This window comes from Prosthecodimorpha hirschii (assembly GCF_001305515.1).
Taxonomy (GTDB): domain Bacteria; phylum Pseudomonadota; class Alphaproteobacteria; order Rhizobiales; family Ancalomicrobiaceae; genus Prosthecodimorpha; species Prosthecodimorpha hirschii.
Genome location: NZ_LJYW01000001.1, coordinates 3,050,750 through 3,067,262, shown reverse-complemented (window position 1 = coordinate 3,067,262; position 16,513 = coordinate 3,050,750). Strand labels below are relative to the sequence as shown.

The window sequence follows — 16,513 nt, the reverse complement described above, 5'->3', positions numbered from 1 at the left end:
TCATGCCGCGCGGACGCATCGATGCGGTCGACGTGAAGATCCTGCGCGAATTGCAGGCCGATGCCCGTCTGACCAATGCGGAACTGGCCGCCCGGGTGCATCTGTCGGCCTCGCCCTGTCTGGTGCGCGTCCGCAACCTGGAGCGGGACGGCCTGATCAGCCGCTATGTCACCCTGCTGGATCCCCGGCGGATCGGCCTCGGCGTCAGCGTCTTCGTGCAGATCACGCTCGAACGGCAGGTCGAGGAGGCCTTGGAGCGCTTCGAGCGCGCCATATCGGCCTATGAGGAGGTCATGGAATGCTACCTGATGACAGGTGACGCGGACTATCTGATCCGTATCGTCGTGCCCGACATCGAAGCACTGGAACGATTTATCGTCAATCAACTGTCCAAGCTGCCCGGTGTTGCCAACATAAGATCGAGTTTTGCGCTGAAGCAGGTCAAGTACAAGACCGCCCTGCCACTGGACGGCCTGACGGTCGACCTACCGTAGGGATAGGCCGGCAGGGTCGGGGCGCAGGGCGTGGCGCTGGATTTTCTTTCGGTTTGGCCTGATTGTGACCGGGAGCGCCACGCCGAGGACAGCCGCCGCCATGCATGATCTGCCGTTCCGTTCCGGACCGAATATCCCTGAGGTGCCCGGCGGCGCCGCGGACGATGCGGCGGTCGATCGTCGGGTGGGGACGGCCGGCGGCCTCCGCGGTGGCCGTCCGGAATGACGCAGGTCCGTCGCACGGGGCTGAGCCTGACGACCCGGCTGGTGCTGTTGGGCCTGGCGGCGTGGCTGCCGGCTCTGGCGGTGATCGGCTATCTGGAAAGCGAGCTGCGTACGGCGCGCGAAGCCGAGGTGCTCGAGGCGGCCCGACGCCAGACCCAGCGGGCGACATCGGAACTCGACCGCTTCCTCGAAGGCACCCGGATGATGCTGACCGCCGTCTCGACCGCGCGCGGCGTGCGCCGGTTCGACGAAGGCAACTGCAGCACCTTTCTGGCCGAGGTCAGCGAGAATCTGGTCAGCATCCGGTCCATGATGGTGATCGGCGCGGACCGCAGCCTGCATTGCCAGACCCGCCGGACCGGCGAGATCGAGGCGATCGATCCCCAATTCCTGTCCGAAGTGGTCGCCGGGCCGGGCTTCAGGATCGGTCGCTTCACCCGCTTCGGTCCGGAACCCTACGACGCCGGCCTGCCGGTCGCCCTGTCGGTGAGCCTTCAGTCGGGTGAGACGGTCGGCGTGGTGGCGACGGTGGAGATCCGCCATCTGGTCGAACTGGCGAGCCGCTGGACGCTGGCGCAGGAAGGCGCATTGACGCTGGCGGATGCCGACGGGGTGATTCTCGCCCGGTCGCCCTATCCGGAGCGCTTCATCGGCACACGGGTGCCGGAGGCGTTTCAGCATTGGGTGCGTGCCACCGAGATCGGGGTCGAGCGCGCCCGCAGCCAGGACGGAACGGTCCGCATCATCGCCTACAAGCCGGCCGCCCTCGCCCCGGCCGGGCTCTATCTGAGCACCGGCATCGCGGAAGCATCAGCCTTTGCGGCGATCGATGCCGCACGCCGGCAGGGTATCGCGATCATTCTGGCCAGCGCGGTGCTGACCCTTCTCGGCGGCCTGTGGGCCGGCCGCAGCTTCGTGCGCCAACCGGTCGCCAGCCTGCTGGCCCTGGCCGAAGCCTGGCGCCTGGGCCGCCGCGGCGAGGTTTCGGACATGCCCGGCGGCGACGAGTTCGGTGCGATCGCCGAGTCGCTCGATCGCATGGGCGCGGAACTCGGCCGGCGCGAGGAACACGCCGTGCAGAGCGAGGCGCGCCTGCGCCGGACCATCCTGGCGGCGCCGCATCCCTTCATGCTGCATGCCGAGGACGGCACCGTGCTGGCGGTCAGCGACAGCTGGATCGCCCAGTCCGGGCTGCCGCGGTCCGCGCTGACCTCCAGCCTCGAATGGCTTCGCGATCATGTCCGTCGCGACGGCCCGGACGATCCGGTCCAGAGCCCGTTCGGGCAGACGGCCGTCGTCGGCGGCATGGAGCGGGAGGTCGTCACCGTCGGCGGCGAGACGCGCATCTGGGACTTTTCGATCGTCCCCCTGGAGCCGCTGGCCGACGGGCGCAGCTTATGCCTGACCACCGCGGTCGACGTGACGGATCGCTATCGTGCGGCCGAGCAGCAGTCCCTGCTGCTGCGCGAACTCGACCATCGGGTCAAGAACACACTCGCCAATGTCCAGGCGATCGCGTCGCAGACCTTCCGTTCGACCCCCGACCCGGAGGCCTTCCGGCAGAAGTTCTCCGAACGCCTCGGCGCCTTGGCCCGCACCCACGACATGCTGACGCGCGGCCAGTGGCGCGGCGTCTCGCTCGCCGGCATGGTCGCCTCGGAGCTCGCCCATGTGCCCAATCCGGAGCGGATTGCGGTCCGCGGCGAGGATTGCACGCTCCCGGCCGGCATGGCGGTTCCGCTCGGGCTGATCCTGCACGAGCTGACCACCAACGCGGTCAAATACGGCGCGCTGTCGCAGAGCGACGGCCGCCTCTTCGTCGGATGGTCGGCGCCGGTCCACGCCGGCGAGGGCCGGTCGATGCAACTCGATTGGGTGGAATCGGGTGGCCCGGTCGTCGAACCGCCGGTCCGTTCCGGCTTCGGTTCGCGTCTGATCGCGCAACTGTCGCGGTCGCTCGGCGCCGGCGAGTCCCGGTTCGAGCCGGGCGGCGTGGTCTTCCGGCTGCGCATCGACCTGCCCGACGGCCCGGATGCGGCGGAGTCCGTACCGCTCTGATACCGACGGCCCAGGATGTGACGCCTCGGGCCGTTGAAGGAACGCGGATTTCTCATAGGCGTCAGAGGCATGAGAAATTCGCGTATCGAATGCCGACGATCATTCCATGACCGTCGGTATGACATGAAAATGGCTGCGGACGCGAAAACGCCCGCAGCCAAGGAGGGGTAGAGTCACTTCCACGATGAACCAACGCGCCGGCGTCCGAAACGTTCCCGGCGCAGGCCGATTTTCTGCGCCGCCCGAAGGCCGCGCGGCCGGATGCGGCCCGGCCGGTCAGGCGACCGCGGCCGGGGGCCGGACTTCGGCCGCGCCGGCGGCCTCGTCGCCATCCTCTTCCTGCAGGAAGCCGCCCGATTGCCGCTCCCACAGCCGGGCATAGTGCCCGCCGAGCGCGATCAGTTCGGCATGCGAGCCCTGCTCGACGATCTGCCCCTTCTCCAGGATGACCAGCCGGTCCATGCGCGCGATGGTCGACAGCCGGTGCGCGATGGCGATCACGGTCTTGCCGCGCATCAGGTCCTCCAGGCTCGACTGGATCGCCGCCTCGACCTCCGAGTCGAGCGCCGAGGTCGCCTCGTCGAGGATCAGGATCGGCGCGTTCTTGAGGATGACGCGCGCGATGGCGATGCGCTGACGCTGGCCGCCGGAGAGCTTCACGCCGCGCTCGCCGACATGGGCGTCGTAGCCCCTGCGTCCCCGCCAGTCCTCCAGGCCGAGGATGAACTCATGCGCATGGGCGAGCCGGGCGGCCGCCATCACCTCGTCGACGGTCGCATCCGGGCGGCCGTAGCGGATGTTGTCGAGGATCGAGCGGTGCAGCAGCGAGGTGTCCTGGGTGACCACCGAAATCTGCTCGCGCAGCGAATCCTGCGTCGCGAGCGCGATGTCCTGGCCGTCGATCAGGATGCGGCCGGCTTCGACGTCGTAGAAGCGCAAGAGCAGGTTGACGAGGGTCGACTTGCCGGCGCCCGAACGGCCGACCAGGCCGATCTTCTCGCCGGGCTTCACCGAGAGGCTCAGTTCCTCGATCACGCCGCCTGTGCGGCCGTAGTGGAACGCGATGCGGTCGAACCGGATCGCTCCGGCCGGCACCGTGATCGGGCGGGCATCGGGCCGGTCGGTCAGACCGTGCGGCACCGCGATGGTCTCCATGCCCTCGTGGACCGTGCCGAACTGCTCGAAGATCTGCGTGACCTCGTAGGCGACGCGGCCGGAAATGCCGGAGATCTGCAGGGTCAGCGGCAGCACGGTGGCGATCGTCTCGACCCCGACGGTGCCCTTCGACCACAGCCACAGCGCCAGCGCGCCGGTGGCGACGATCAGGAAGCCGGACAGCACGGCGAGCGAGCCCGACAGCACCGTGAACCAGCGCATCTGGATCAGCATGCGCTCGGTGTGCCAGTCGACCGATTCGCGCACATAGGCGTCCTCGTGGGCGGCGCGCGCGAACAGCTTGACGGTGGCGATGTTGGTGTAGCTGTCGACGATGCGGCCGACCAGGCCGGAGCGCGCGAAGGCGATCGCCTTGGAGGCCTCGCGCACGCGCGGCACCAGATAGGCGAGCATGCCGACATAGCCGGCCGTCCACAGCCCGATCGGGATCAAGAGCCAGGGATCGGCCGCGCCCATGATCACGCCGGCGGCGAGCCCGAGCGCGACCAGATACCAGACCACCGAGATCATCGAGACCGCGCTGGCGCGGAGCGCGTAGCCGGTCTCCATCACGCGGCTGCCGATGCGGCCGGCGAAATCGTTCTGGAAGAAGCTCAGATTCTGCCGGACCACGTGCCAGTGGCTCTGCCAGCGGACCAGGTTGGTCAGGCCCGGGAAGATCGCCTGGTGCTGGATCAGACCCTGGAGCAGCAGCACCAGCGGTCGGACGACCAGGATCACGGCCGCCATGCCGATGAGCGTCGGCAGCATGGCGCTGAACAGCTGGTCGCGCTCGAGGGTCGAGATCATGTGGACGGTACGGCCGATGAACACCGGCACGGCCGCATCGACGGCGGCCTGGGCGAGACCGGTGACGATCAGCGCCGCGAACAGTCCGCGCACCTGGCGGATGAAGAACCAGTAGAAGGGCAGCAGCCCGCGCGGCGGCGCCCCGGCGGCGCCGGCCCCGGTGGGCCGGACGAGCGATTCGAACAGACGGAACATGGCCGGATCCCGGACGGGCGCGCCGAGCGGATCCTCGGCGCTGGATTGGACGGGGCTGGATTGGACGGTTCTGAAGAGAACCGTCCAGCTAGACGCCGACCATGACCGTCCTGTGGCGGGAGCTTCCCGGCGGGGGCGCAGCCCGTCTGCAGTTCCGGAGGATCAGGCGGCCTTGCGCGCCTTCGGCTTGATCAGCTTGCGGTTGATCAGCACTTCGGCGATCTGGACGGCGTTGAGTGCGGCGCCCTTGCGCAGGTTGTCGGAGACGATCCACATCGACAGGCCGTTCTCGACGGTCGCGTCCTCGCGGATGCGGCTGATATAGGTCGCGTCCTCGCCGGCCGCCTCGTAGGGCGTGATGTAGCCACCCGGCTCGCGCTTGTCGATGACCAGGCACCCCGGCGCCTCGCGCAGGATGTCGGTCGCCTCCTCGGCCGAGATCGGCTGGTCGAACTCGATGTTGACCGCCTCGGCGTGAGAGATGAACACCGGCACGCGCACGCAGGTCGCGGTCAGCTTGATGCGCGGGTCGAGGATCTTCTTGGTCTCGACCATCATCTTCCACTCTTCCTTCGTGTACCCGTCCTCCATGAACACGTCGATATGGGGGATCAGGTTGAAGGCGATCCGCTTCGGGAACTTCTGCGGCTCGATCGGGTCGGTGACGAAGACGGCGCGGGTCTGGGTGAACAGCTCGTCCATCGCGTCCTTGCCGGCGCCGGAGACGGACTGGTAGGTGGCGACCACCACGCGCTTGATCCGGGCCACGTCATGCAGCGGCTTCAGCGCGACGACCAGCTGGGCGGTCGAGCAGTTCGGGTTGGCGATGATGTTCTTCTTGGTGAAGCCGACGATGGCGTCCGCATTCACCTCCGGCACGATCAGCGGCACCTCGGCGTCGTAACGCCAGGCCGAGGAATTGTCGATCACGACGCAGCCCTGCTGGCCGATCTTCGGCGACCATTCCTTGGAGACCGAGCCGCCGGCCGACATCAGGCAGATGTCGGTGTCGGAAAAGTCGTAGTTGTCGAGCACCTTGGTCTTGAGCGTCTTGTCGCCGAAGGAGACCTCGGTGCCGAGCGAACGCGCGGAGGCGAGCGCCACGACCTCGTCGGCCGGGAAGCCGCGCTCGGCGAGGATGTCCAGCATTTCCCGACCCACATTGCCCGTGGCGCCGACGACAGCGACCTTGTAGCCCATGACTTGAACCTCGGATTTCGGTTTGGCTCCCCCGGTCCTCCCGGTCCGACGGCGCGGACCTCTTGAGGGGCCCTGTCACCCCGCCGGGGAAGGGCATCGGGGGAAAGGACGCGTCTAGCCGCCGGCTTTCGCCGTGGTCATCGTGCCGGTCGTGGTTTTGGGCATGCCCGTGACGCGCGCCGATGCCGCGCCGGAACGGGCCGGGCGGACGGTCATGGCGAGGATCGGGTCGACGGACGGCATGGCGAAATGAAATCCCACGACGCGGAACAGTCTACCGCGCGCGGCCGAAAAGCCCGAATTCCCGGCAAAAGTCAAGACCGGCCGACCGGATCGACCCCCCGACTTGCGGCCAGGGCGGGCTCGATCCCGCCTCCGGCCGCGGCGAGGCGCCGGTTGAAACCGGAAGCCAGAATGGTGACCAGCGTCAGCGTCGCCATGAAGGCGAGGCACAGCATCGCGTCGGGTGCGATGGCAAGGCTGCGGCCGATCGTGATCCTGATGACGAAGACGACCAGGAACAGGATCGGCACATGCAGGGCGTAGAGCGCATAGGACATGCGCCCGGCCCACAGAACCGGGCTGCGCAACGCGCCGTCGAGGTCGGTTTCAGCCGCCGCTGCGACCAATATCGGGAAGATCAGCGCAACCGCGATCAGGTCGTAGACCGGCCGCAGGGCCGGCGCCACCGGACTGGCGAAGACGGCCAGCGCCGACAGGGCGATCAGCGCACCGCCGGTTTCGAGGCGCGGCAGGCGGCCGGCCTGAAACAGCCGGTAGAGCAGCATGCCGGCGGCATAGCCGAAGGCGATCCGATAGGCGGCGAGCGCGAAGGTCTCGCGGTTGGCTCCGAGATCGAGCGATCCCATCCCGAAGGCGATGCCGACGAGACCGGCGAGGCCGATCCCGACCCCGATCCGGAGCCGTGCCGCCGGGATCGACCAGAGCACGTGGCCGTGCAGCCAATAGGCCAGGGCTTCGAGGATCAGCGACCAGAAGACCGGATTGAGCGGGACCACCATCGTCTCGCGGAAGTCCGGGACCGCCAGCATCGACACGGCCAGTTCCGAGATGGCCTTGGTCGCCGCCCGGCCGGGCTCCGCTGCGGCGAGCGCCTTGGCGAGTTCGATCGAGAAGCCGAGCGCAAGGCCGAGCGCGAACAGCGGATAGAGCCGCCGCAGACGGGCGCGCAGAAAGCCCGGCGTCGAACCGGTGGCCTCGACCATGCGGCTCAGCGCATGGGAATTGACGAAGCCCGATATGATGAAGAAGAGATCGACCGCCAGATAGCCGCTTTCCATCAGCGGCCCGCCGACCAGATAGTTGTTCATGTGAAGCAAGACGACCGAGATCGCAGCAACACCGCGAAGCGCGTCCAGGACTTCAAAACGCGTACACTTGCGGGCTGACATACGTTGAATTCCAGATGCAATCTCGTACCGGATCATCCTAGGCGCGGAATCCTGTCCGTCGTGCTAATAGGTCTGGTAAATCCTGGTCCGAACATTCCCGGAAATATTGATGAAACTCAATGCTCCGGTCCAGGCCTTGCGGATCTTCCGGGGGCTCAAGTCGGACAACGGGGTCGCCATGCCGATCGATCGTCTCCTCAAGCGCGCCTTGCTGGCCGTCGCCCTGCTCGGTCTCGTCTCCGGCTCGATCGCGGCCCTCGCCGGGGCGTCCGGCTGGGCGCGCATCCTGTGGGGCGCCGGCACGGTGCCGGTCATTGCCGGGCTCGCCTATTCGATCCTACGCGACTTCCTGGACGGCCGCGTCGGCGTCGACGCGGTCGCGCTCCTGTCCATGACCACCGCGGTCGCGATGGGCGAGACCCTGGCCGGCGCCGTCGTGGCGCTGATGTATGCCGGCGGCAATCTCCTGGAGGACTTCGCCATCGGGCGGGCCGAGCGGGAACTGTCCGCGCTGGCCGACCGCGCCCCGCGCCTGGCCCATCGCCGGCAGGGTGAGGAGGTGGTCGACATTCCGGTCGGCGACGTGGCGGTCGGGGATCGCCTGATGGTCCGGGCCGGCGAGGTCCTGCCGGTCGACGGGATCGCGCCGGACGGTGCCGTGATCGTCGACGAGGCCGCGCTGACCGGCGAGCCGATCCCGAACCGGCGCGAGCCGGGCGAGAAGCTACACAGCGGCACCGTCAATGCCGGCGACAGCTTCGAGATGGTGGCGGGCGCGACCGCCGGCAGCTCGACCTATGCCGGCATCCTGCGCATGGTCTCGGCGGCGCAATCCGCCAAGGCCCCCTTCGTCCGGATGGCGGACCGCTACGCCCTGGCCTTCCTGCCCTTCACGGTCCTGCTCGCCGGCGGCGCCTGGCTGCTGTCCGGCGATCCGGTCCGGGCGCTCGCCGTGCTCGTCGCCGCCACGCCCTGTCCGTTGATCCTCGCCGCGCCGGTCGCCTTCGTCTCCGGCGTCAGCCGGGCCGCCGGGCGCGGCATCCTGGTCAAGGGCGGCGGCCCGCTGGAGCGGCTGGCGCGGACCCGCACGGTGATGTTCGACAAGACCGGAACGCTGACCGTCGGCGGCGCCCGGCTGATCGGCATCGAGACCGCGTCCGGCGCGGATGCCGATACCGTTCTGCGCGCTGCCGCCTCGCTCGAGCAGGCCTCCCATCACGTCGTCGCCAGCGCCATCGTCGATGCCGCGCGGATGCGCGGGCTCGCCCTCGACATGCCGACCGATGTGCGCGAGACGCAAGGCGCCGGCCTCGAAGGGCTCGTCGGCGACCGGCGCGTGCGGGCCGGGGCGGCCAGCCTGGTCTTCGCCGGCCGTGCGGCGCCCGACTGGGCGGCGCGGGCCCAGCGGCGCGCCTCGTGGCGGTCGGCCCTGTCGGTCTTCGTCGCCGTCGACGATCACCCGATCGGCGCGATCCTGCTCGCCGACGAGCTGAAATCCGATGCTCCGCATGCCATCCGCGCCCTGCGCGAGGCCGGCGTCGCCCGCATCGTGATGGTCACCGGCGACCGGGCCGATGCCGCCGAGACCATCGGCGCCGCGCTCGACATCGATGCCGTGCTGGCCGACCGGGTGCCGGCCGACAAGGTCGACGCGGTCAAGACCGAGCAGCGCATCGCACCGACCCTGATGGTCGGCGACGGCATCAACGATGCGCCCGCGCTCGCCGCCGCCGATGTCGGCATCGCCATGGGGGCCCGCGGTGCCTCGGCCTCCTCCGAGGCGGCCGACGTGGTGGTGCTGGTCGACCGGCTCGATCGGGTCGCCGAGGCGGTGGCGATCGCGCGCCGCACGCGCCGCATCGCGCTCGAAAGCATCCTGGTCGGCATGGGCCTGTCCGTCGTCGCCATGCTGGCCGCGGCCGTCGGCTGGCTGACCCCGGTCGCCGGCGCGCTGGTGCAGGAGGCGATCGACCTCGCCGTGATCCTGAACGCGCTGCGCGCGCTCGGCGCGCCCTTCGGCAGCGGCCGGCGCCGGCTCGCCGAGGCGGCGCGCGAGACGCTGCATCGCGACCATGCCGCGCTCGCCGGCGCCCTCGACCGGCTGCGCGACATCGCCGATGCGCTCGACGCGGCGAGCCCGGCCGACGGCGCGATCCTGGTGCGCGAGGCCAACGCGCTGGTCGCCGCCAAGGTCGTCGCCCACGAGCGCGACGACGAGGCCCGGGTCTACCCGATGCTGCGCGGGGTGCTCCCCGACGGCCCCGGCCTCGCCGCCATGAGCCGCGCCCATCGCGAGATCCTGCATCTCGCCCGCCTGCTCGAGCGCCTTGCCGGCAGCCTGGACCCGGACACCACCGACCACTGGGTCCTGCGCGACGCCCAGCGCGCCATCGAAGCCATCGAGGCCCTGGTCCGCATCCACTCCGCCCAGGAAGAGGACATCTACGACCACGCGGCGTAGATTATTGCCGCTCCGCGAAGCCTTCGAAGTGACGGCGGACGCCGCCGTGCCCGACCAGTTTCGAGAAGGTCCGATAGTCGCCGTGCTGGCGCTGCCACCGTCCCGCCGCGATCGCCGGATGAACGCCGGCCGCGATTGCAACCGCGATCATGTCCCGGGCCTTGGCGGTGGGGCCGATTTTGCCGGCAGTCCATATGTGAGGAGGGATCAAGCTGTTGGTGGCGAGCTCGTCGGCCTCCCGCTCGATCGCATCAGCATCGGGCAGCGAAAGATCGTCCAGGATCATCCGGCGATCCGGCGAGAGATGCAGGCGGATATGGGCGAGCTCGTGCATCAGGGTGAACCAGAAATTGTCGATCCGGTCATATCGGAGCGTCAGACCGACGATGGGGGCTTCGGCCGGCCCGAGCAGTGCTGCGCCATCCAGGCGGGTTCCCGGCAGATGAGGCAGAACGACCAGTGCGATGCCAAGTCCTGCCAGTGCCCCTCCGACGCGGGCCGGGCCATCGTGCTGGCAGCTCAGCCGGGCGATCTCGCGCAGGTCCCGCTCGGTCGGGCGGGGGGCTGAGAGCGGTGCGCAACCGGTCCGTCCGGCCTGATGGATCACGGCCGCACACCAAGCCTGTAGGGCGAGTGGATCGCTCTGCGGATTGGTCCGGGATGCCGCGCCGCGTCGGAACAGGACAGGACTTGCGCTGCCGCCGAAGGCGCTCGCGACAAACTGATCCAGCGCGTCGCCATCCCGCATCAGCCCGCGCTCGACCAGCCAGCGCACCGTCTTCCCGGGGCGCCGGCCCGACCCGGTCCGGGATGGCGACGCTGACGGAGCGACCAGACTTTCGAGGGGAATGCCGAGATGCCGGTTGAGACTGCGGACCATGTCAACGGTCAGCGGTCGCAGTCCGCGCAAGATCTCCGAGACGCGGGAGCGACTGCCGAGGATCGGTTCGAGATCCTTGGGCTTCAAACCGCCCTGCTCCATCCGGAAGCGGATGGCCTCGGTGGGGGAAGGCGCGTCGATGCGGTGATGATCCGCTTCGTAGCGCTCGATCAAAGTTGTCAGCACGTCGAGCTCGTCGGCATCGGGGCTTTCCGGAGCTGCATCCATCAGGGCAGCCACCCGATCGAGCGCCGTATCGTAGTCGATCTCGCTGCGGATCGGCCTAATGTTCATTCCTGCCTCCTCCGCCTACGGTCCGAACGTCGATATCGTCATACTCTGCATGAGTTCCAACGAATTTCACGAGAACGATCTGCAGGCCGTAATTGATGTGAACGACGAGGCGATACTTGTTGCCGGCGATATTGAATACAACGCGGTTGTCGGCAACGATGCTGGCCGATGCGAATGTTCGCTTGATCTCGGCCGGACCGTGCCAAGTGGCCTTTGCGGCTTCATGGAACCATGCCTTGAGCGGCTGTTCCGCATCTGACCGGCCGGGCCGCTCCCAGAATTCCTGCAACGTGCGCTTGGCAATGACACGCATGAAATGGTCGGTCCGAATCGATCTGTCAAGTGAATGTTCCCATTATGGGAGCAATCATACCTCCTGTCGACCAACGACAGGCCCGTCACACCCTGGCGCGTCGCGTTCGGCGACCGTCATCTCAAGGGAGCGGGGGCGATCCTGCAACGGTCATGTGCAGGCGGATGTCTGGCGCGGGTGCGGCGGAGGCGGGATAGTCACCGTGCCCAACATTCAATCGGAGACGAGGTCATGGCGGACTGGCAGCCGGAACTCTATGCGCGCTATGGCGACGAGCGGCTGCAGCCGGTGCTCGATCTGCTCGCGCGCGTGCCGCTCGACCGGCCGGCCCGGATCGTCGATCTCGGCTGCGGGGCGGCCGCTTCGACCGAGCCGCTGGTGCGGCGTTGGCCGGAGGCCGAGGTGGTCGGTCTCGATACCTCGCCGGCCATGCTGGCGACGGCACGGCGGAAACTGCCCGGGGTCGCCTTCGTCGAGGCCGATCTCGTCACCTGGCAGCCGGACGCGCCGGTCGACCTGATCTTCGCCAATGCGGTGCTGCAATGGGTGCCGGATCTCGAGCGGGTGCTGCCGCGGCTGATGGGCTTCCTGGCGCCGGGCGGGGTGCTCGCCGTGCAGATGCCGCGCAATCTGGACGAGCCGAGCCACGCCCTGATGTGCAAGATCGCCGCGCTGCCGGCCTTCGCGGACCGGCTTTCGGAGGCCGTGGCGAGCCGCCCCGGCCTGCCGCCGGCCGACACCTTCTACGACTGGCTCAGCGCCGAGGCGGCGGATGTCCAGGTCTGGCTGACGACCTATCACCATCCGCTCGCCGATGCCGCCGCGATCGTCGAGATGGTCTCCTCGACCGGCCTCAAGCCCTATCTCGATGCCCTGCCGGCACCGCTCGCGGCCGAATTTCGCGCGCTCTACACGGCCGCGGTCGCCGAGGCCTACCCGCCGCGCGCCGACGGCCGCGTCCTGTTCCGCTTCCCGCGCCTGTTCCTGGTCGCCCGGCGCTGACGCCCCGGACCGGTGCCCGCCGCCACGGCTCTGTTGATCTCCATCAAATCCTTCGCGCTTCGGCTCCGGCACAGTGGCGCAACGGCCGGTCGTCGCGACCGATCCGAACGGTCGCGTGCGGCCTTCGGATCCGGCCGGTCCCGCGGGGAGGAGTGGAAATGCCCAGTGTCAACGATGCCGTGCGCCGAAACGCCTTCCTGGCCACGGTGATCGGCTGGTGGCGCCAGCGGCGCCTGGACGGCCGCCCGGGCGCACTCGGCGAGGATGACGAGGTCGAATTGATGCGGCTCGCGGCGGAAACGGGGCTGAGCCGCGACGACATCGAGATCCTGGCCGCGCAGGGCGAATTCGCCGGCGGCCTGATGCAGCGCATGCTCGCCTCGCATCACATCTCGGCGCTCGATCTGGCGACGGCACGCCCGCAGCTCTACGACCGCATGGCCCTGCACTGCGCCGAATGCCGCGAGAAGGACCGCTGCCGGCACGAACTCGATGCCGGCACGGCCGCCGCCCATGCCCCGGATTTCTGCCCGAACGCGGACATGATCCGCAATCTGGCCGTCCAGGGGCTCAATTCCTGACTTCGAACCCGGTCCCGATCGTGTCGGTGGCCGACCCGCCGACATGGATCTCGAAGCGGCCCGGTTCGACCACGTAGCGCCCGTCGTCGAGATGGAAGCCGAAAGCCTCGACCGGGACCCGGAAGGTGACCCGTTCGGTCGCGCCCGGCGCGATCGAAACCTTGCGGAAGGCCTTCAGCTCGCGCACCGGCCGGCTCTTCGAGGCGACCGGATCGCGCATGTAGAGCTGCACCGTCTCGCGGCCGGCGCGGGGTCCGGTATTGGTCACCGAGACCGAGGCCTCGACGGAATCGCCGGGCTTCAGGACATGTTCGGCGAGCCTCAGATCCGCATAGGCGAAGCGCGTGTAGGTCAGGCCGTAGCCGAAGGGGAACAGCGGCGTGACCTCCTCGTCGATATATTTCGACGAATAGTGGTCGCCGGTCGGCGGCCGGCCGGTCGGCAGGTGGTTGTAGTAGAGCGGGATCTGGCCGACCGCGCGCGGCATGGTCATCGGCAGGCGCCCGGTCGGGGCCGCCTCGCCGAGCAGAACCTCCGCCAGCGCCGCGCCGCCCATCGTGCCCGGCGACCAGGCATAGAGGATCGCCGGCACATGCTCGGCCGCCCAGCCGATGGTCATCGGCCGGCCGCCGAACACCACCAGCACGACCGGCTTGCCGGTCGCCGCGACCGCCTCCAGCAGCGCCTGCTGGCGGTTGGGCAGGCCGAGCTGCGTGCGCGACGTGCCCTCGGCCGTCATCCACCACGGCTCGCCGAGCGCGACCACGACCATGTCGGCCGACCGGGCCGCCGCGACCGCCTCGGCAAAGCCCTCCTCGGACCGGCAGGCCGGATCGCAGCCGGCCGCAGTGGTCACCGTGAAGCCGCCGGCCGCCGCCTTGGCGGTCAGGGCGGTGGCCAGCGTGACCGCATCGTCCTGGCGGCCGTTGGCGCCCCAGGAGCCCATATGGTCGGCCGGCGAGGCGGCGATGCCGCCGATCAGCGCGATGCGCTTGCCGCGCGGGGCGAGCGGCAGCAGGTCCCGGTCATTCTTGAGGAGCACGAAGGAGGCGATCGCGGCCGCCTTGGCGGCTTCGCGCGCGGCGGGCGTCAGCATCTGCGCCTCGGCCGCCGCCGGGTCCGGATCGGGCCGGTCGAACAGGCCCATGCGGAACTTCACCCGCAGCACGCGGCGGACCGCGTCGTCGATCCGCGCCGGCGGGATGCGGCCGGCGGCGACTTCGTCGGCGAGGTTCTCCTTGAACATGTCGCCGGCCATCTCGACGTCGAGCCCGGCCAGCATGGCGCGCCGCGCGGCCTCGGCGGGCGACCCGGCATGGCCGTGGTTCATCAGCTCCCAGACCGAATCCCAGTCGGAGATGACGAAGCCGTCGAAGCCCCATTCGCCCTTGAGGATGGTCTGCAGCGTCCACGGATTGGCGGTCGCCGGCGTGCCGTTGAGCGCGTTGAAGGCGGCCATGACGCTCTGGCTGCCGGCCTCGACCCCGGCCCGGAAGGCCGGCAGGTAGATGTCGCGCATCGTGCCGGGCGAGATCTCGGTCGTGTTGTAGTCGCGCCCGGCCTCGGCGGCGCCGTAGCCCGCATAATGCTTGAGCGAGGCCATGATGCCGCCTTTCAGGAAGCCGCGCACCTGCGCGGCCGCCATGGCGGCGCCGAGCACCGGGTCCTCCCCCGGTCCCTCGACCACCCGGCCCCAGCGCGGATCGCGCGTAAGATCGACCATCGGGGCGAGCGTCCAGTGCAGGCCGGCCGCATGGGCCTCCCGGCCGGCCCAGGCGGAGGCCTCCTCGACCAGGTCGGGCTCGAAGCTGGCGGCCAGCGCGATCGGCACCGGGAACAGCGTGCGGAAGCCGTGGATGACGTTGTCGGCGAGCAGGATCGGGATGCCGAGCCGCGACGAGCGGGCGGCCTTCTGGATGCGCGCGGTCTCGTGCGGGTCCTCGGCATTGGTCAGCGAGCCGATCTCGCCCCGGCTGGCCTGGCCGAGGTCGAAATCCGGCGACCAGCCGCCCTGGCGCAGCTGGCCGATCTTCTCGGCGAGCGTCATCCGCGCCAGAAGATCGTCGATGCGCCGCTCCACGGCCGGATCGAGCCCGAACGGGCGCGCCACGTCCGCCGCCCCGGCCGTGAGGCTCCCCGCCAACACGCCGAGCGCCACGCAACACGCCGTTCCGATCCGCCGCCAGGCCGCCATGCACCGATCCTCCGTCCGTCCCTCGCGGTCGGACGAAGACCCCATGGCGGCCCGAAAATCAAGCGCCGGATGCGGCTTGGGACCGGTCGCGGAGATCCGCATCGATCTCTCGGTGTATCCCCGGCCGGAGCGCAGCGGAGAGCCGGGGCCTACTCGCGTCTCAACCTGCCGCACCACATCCATGGGCGATCGCGGTGCCGCTGCGGCGCGAGGTGGTCCCGGATCGGCGGCCCTTCGGGCTTTGTCCGGGATTGCGGTTTCGGGGCGGGCCGGGCGGTCGGCCTGTGCTGCGATGCCATCCTGGCCGCCGTCACCCGGCGGCCAGGTCTCCGATCAGGCCGGCGGCGACGGCGGTCGACGGATCCGGTTGCCGCGACCGGAATCGATCTCTCGACGGATCCCCGGCCGGAGCGGAGCGAAGCGCCGGGGCCCACTCGCGTCTCAACGTGCCGCACCGCGTCCCATCCATGGGCGATCTTGATGCCGCTGCGGCGCGAGTGGGTCCCGGATCGGCGGCCCTTCGGGCCTTGTCCGGGATTGCGGTTTCGGGGGGTGGCCGCGGGGTCGGCCGGTGCTGCGATGCCGTCGGGGCCGCCGTCACCCGGCGGCCAGGTCTCCGATCAGGCCGGCGGCGACGGCGTGCGACGGATCCGGTTGCCGCGACCGGAATCGATCTCTCGACGGATCCCCGGCCGGAGCGGAGCGAAGCGCCGGGGCCTACTCGCGTCTCAACCTGCCGCACCACATCCATGGGCGATCACGGTGCCGCTGCGGCGCGAGTGGGTCCCGGATCGGCGGCCCTTCGGGCCTTGTCCGGGATTGCGGCTTCGGCGGTCTTCGAGCCGTCCGGCCGGTGCTGCGATGCCATCCTGGCCGCCGTCACCCGGCGGCCAGGTCTCCGATCAAGCCGGCGGCGACGGCGTGCGACGGATCCGGTTGCCGTGATCGGCATCGATCTCTCGGTGTATCCCCGGCCGGAGCGCAGCGGAGAGCCGGCAACTGTGTCGAGACCTTTCATGCGTGGAAAGGAATCTGGTCTCGGATGACGGCGTTGGCGGTGACGAGGAGTTTACGGCTGACGGCGACGAGGGCGAGCTTGAAGGGCTTGCCGGCATCCCGGAGGGTCTGGAAGAAGGTCTTGAAACGGGGGCAATGTCGGATGGCCGCGAGAGCGCCCATGTAGAGCGCGTCGCGGACGCGTTTGCGTCCGCCGAGGATGGATCGCTGGCCGCGGAATCG

General features: G+C 69.5%; 13 protein-coding genes. 5 read left to right on the top strand and 8 right to left on the bottom strand.

The features are described 5' to 3' along the window. Nucleotides 1-2: 2 nt before the first annotated feature. Both ABB55_RS13340 and ABB55_RS13335 read left to right on the top strand, forming a co-directional pair. Nucleotides 3-494: an Lrp/AsnC family transcriptional regulator gene (locus ABB55_RS13340; protein WP_054359242.1), complete on the top strand. Its 492-nt coding sequence runs from the start codon at nt 3-5 to the stop codon at nt 492-494. A gap of 222 nt (nt 495-716) precedes the next feature. After that, nucleotides 717-2,777: a sensor histidine kinase gene (locus ABB55_RS13335; protein ID WP_054359241.1), complete on the top strand. Its 2,061-nt coding sequence runs from the start codon at nt 717-719 to the stop codon at nt 2,775-2,777. A gap of 276 nt (nt 2,778-3,053) precedes the next feature. On the opposite strand, the gene ABB55_RS13330 is transcribed toward ABB55_RS13335, so the two are convergent. From ABB55_RS13330 to ABB55_RS13320, 4 genes are all read right to left on the bottom strand, one after another. Next, a complete protein-coding gene (locus ABB55_RS13330; RefSeq protein WP_054359240.1) occupies nt 3,054-4,937 on the bottom strand; it encodes an ABC transporter ATP-binding protein in 1,884 nt (627 codons plus the stop codon). A 162-nt stretch (nt 4,938-5,099) separates the two neighbouring features. After that, the gene (locus tag ABB55_RS13325) at nt 5,100-6,137 is read right to left on the bottom strand and encodes an aspartate-semialdehyde dehydrogenase (protein WP_054359239.1); all 1,038 of its coding nucleotides are present in this window, start codon (nt 6,135-6,137) and stop codon (nt 5,100-5,102) included. A 114-nt stretch (nt 6,138-6,251) separates the two neighbouring features. Further along, nucleotides 6,252-6,380 carry a hypothetical protein gene (locus ABB55_RS31135; protein ID WP_276326402.1) on the bottom strand — a complete coding sequence of 43 codons (129 nt, stop codon included), beginning with the start codon at nt 6,378-6,380 and terminating at the stop codon, nt 6,252-6,254. Between the two features lie 71 nt (nt 6,381-6,451). After that, nucleotides 6,452-7,549, bottom strand: a complete 1,098-nt coding sequence (locus tag ABB55_RS13320) for an acyltransferase family protein (protein WP_276326401.1) — start codon at nt 7,547-7,549, stop codon at nt 6,452-6,454. Nucleotides 7,550-7,727: 178 nt separating this feature from the next. On the opposite strand from ABB55_RS13320, the gene ABB55_RS13315 reads away from it, so the two are divergent. Beyond that, on the top strand, nt 7,728-10,010 hold the full coding sequence (locus ABB55_RS13315) for a heavy metal translocating P-type ATPase (protein ID WP_054362039.1): 2,283 nt from the start codon (nt 7,728-7,730) through the stop codon (nt 10,008-10,010). A gap of 1 nt (nt 10,011) precedes the next feature. On the opposite strand, the gene ABB55_RS31230 is transcribed toward ABB55_RS13315, so the two are convergent. After that, the gene (locus ABB55_RS31230; RefSeq protein ID WP_054359237.1) at nt 10,012-11,184 is read right to left on the bottom strand and encodes an ImmA/IrrE family metallo-endopeptidase; all 1,173 of its coding nucleotides are present in this window, start codon (nt 11,182-11,184) and stop codon (nt 10,012-10,014) included. Further along, the gene (locus tag ABB55_RS28915; protein ID WP_083463595.1) at nt 11,174-11,497 is read right to left on the bottom strand and encodes a type II toxin-antitoxin system HigB family toxin; all 324 of its coding nucleotides are present in this window, start codon (nt 11,495-11,497) and stop codon (nt 11,174-11,176) included. The genes ABB55_RS31230 and ABB55_RS28915 overlap by 11 nt, the downstream gene beginning before the upstream one ends. A gap of 231 nt (nt 11,498-11,728) precedes the next feature. Here ABB55_RS28915 and tam point away from each other — a divergent pair, with 231 nt between their 5' ends. Next, complete coding sequence (gene tam / locus ABB55_RS13305; protein ID WP_054359236.1) at nt 11,729-12,499, top strand: trans-aconitate 2-methyltransferase; 771 nt, start codon at nt 11,729-11,731, stop codon at nt 12,497-12,499. Nucleotides 12,500-12,657: 158 nt separating this feature from the next. Next, a complete protein-coding gene (locus ABB55_RS13300) occupies nt 12,658-13,080 on the top strand; it encodes a DUF6455 family protein (protein ID WP_054359235.1) in 423 nt (140 codons plus the stop codon). Here ABB55_RS13300 and ABB55_RS13295 read toward each other — a convergent pair. Continuing rightward, the gene (locus ABB55_RS13295; RefSeq protein ID WP_054359234.1) at nt 13,070-15,274 is read right to left on the bottom strand and encodes a glycoside hydrolase family 3 N-terminal domain-containing protein; all 2,205 of its coding nucleotides are present in this window, start codon (nt 15,272-15,274) and stop codon (nt 13,070-13,072) included. The genes ABB55_RS13300 and ABB55_RS13295 overlap by 11 nt on opposite strands. A gap of 1,014 nt (nt 15,275-16,288) precedes the next feature. Beyond that, a partial coding sequence (locus tag ABB55_RS13290) for a transposase (RefSeq protein ID WP_152982258.1) occupies nt 16,289-16,513 on the bottom strand: 225 nt, incomplete at its 5' end.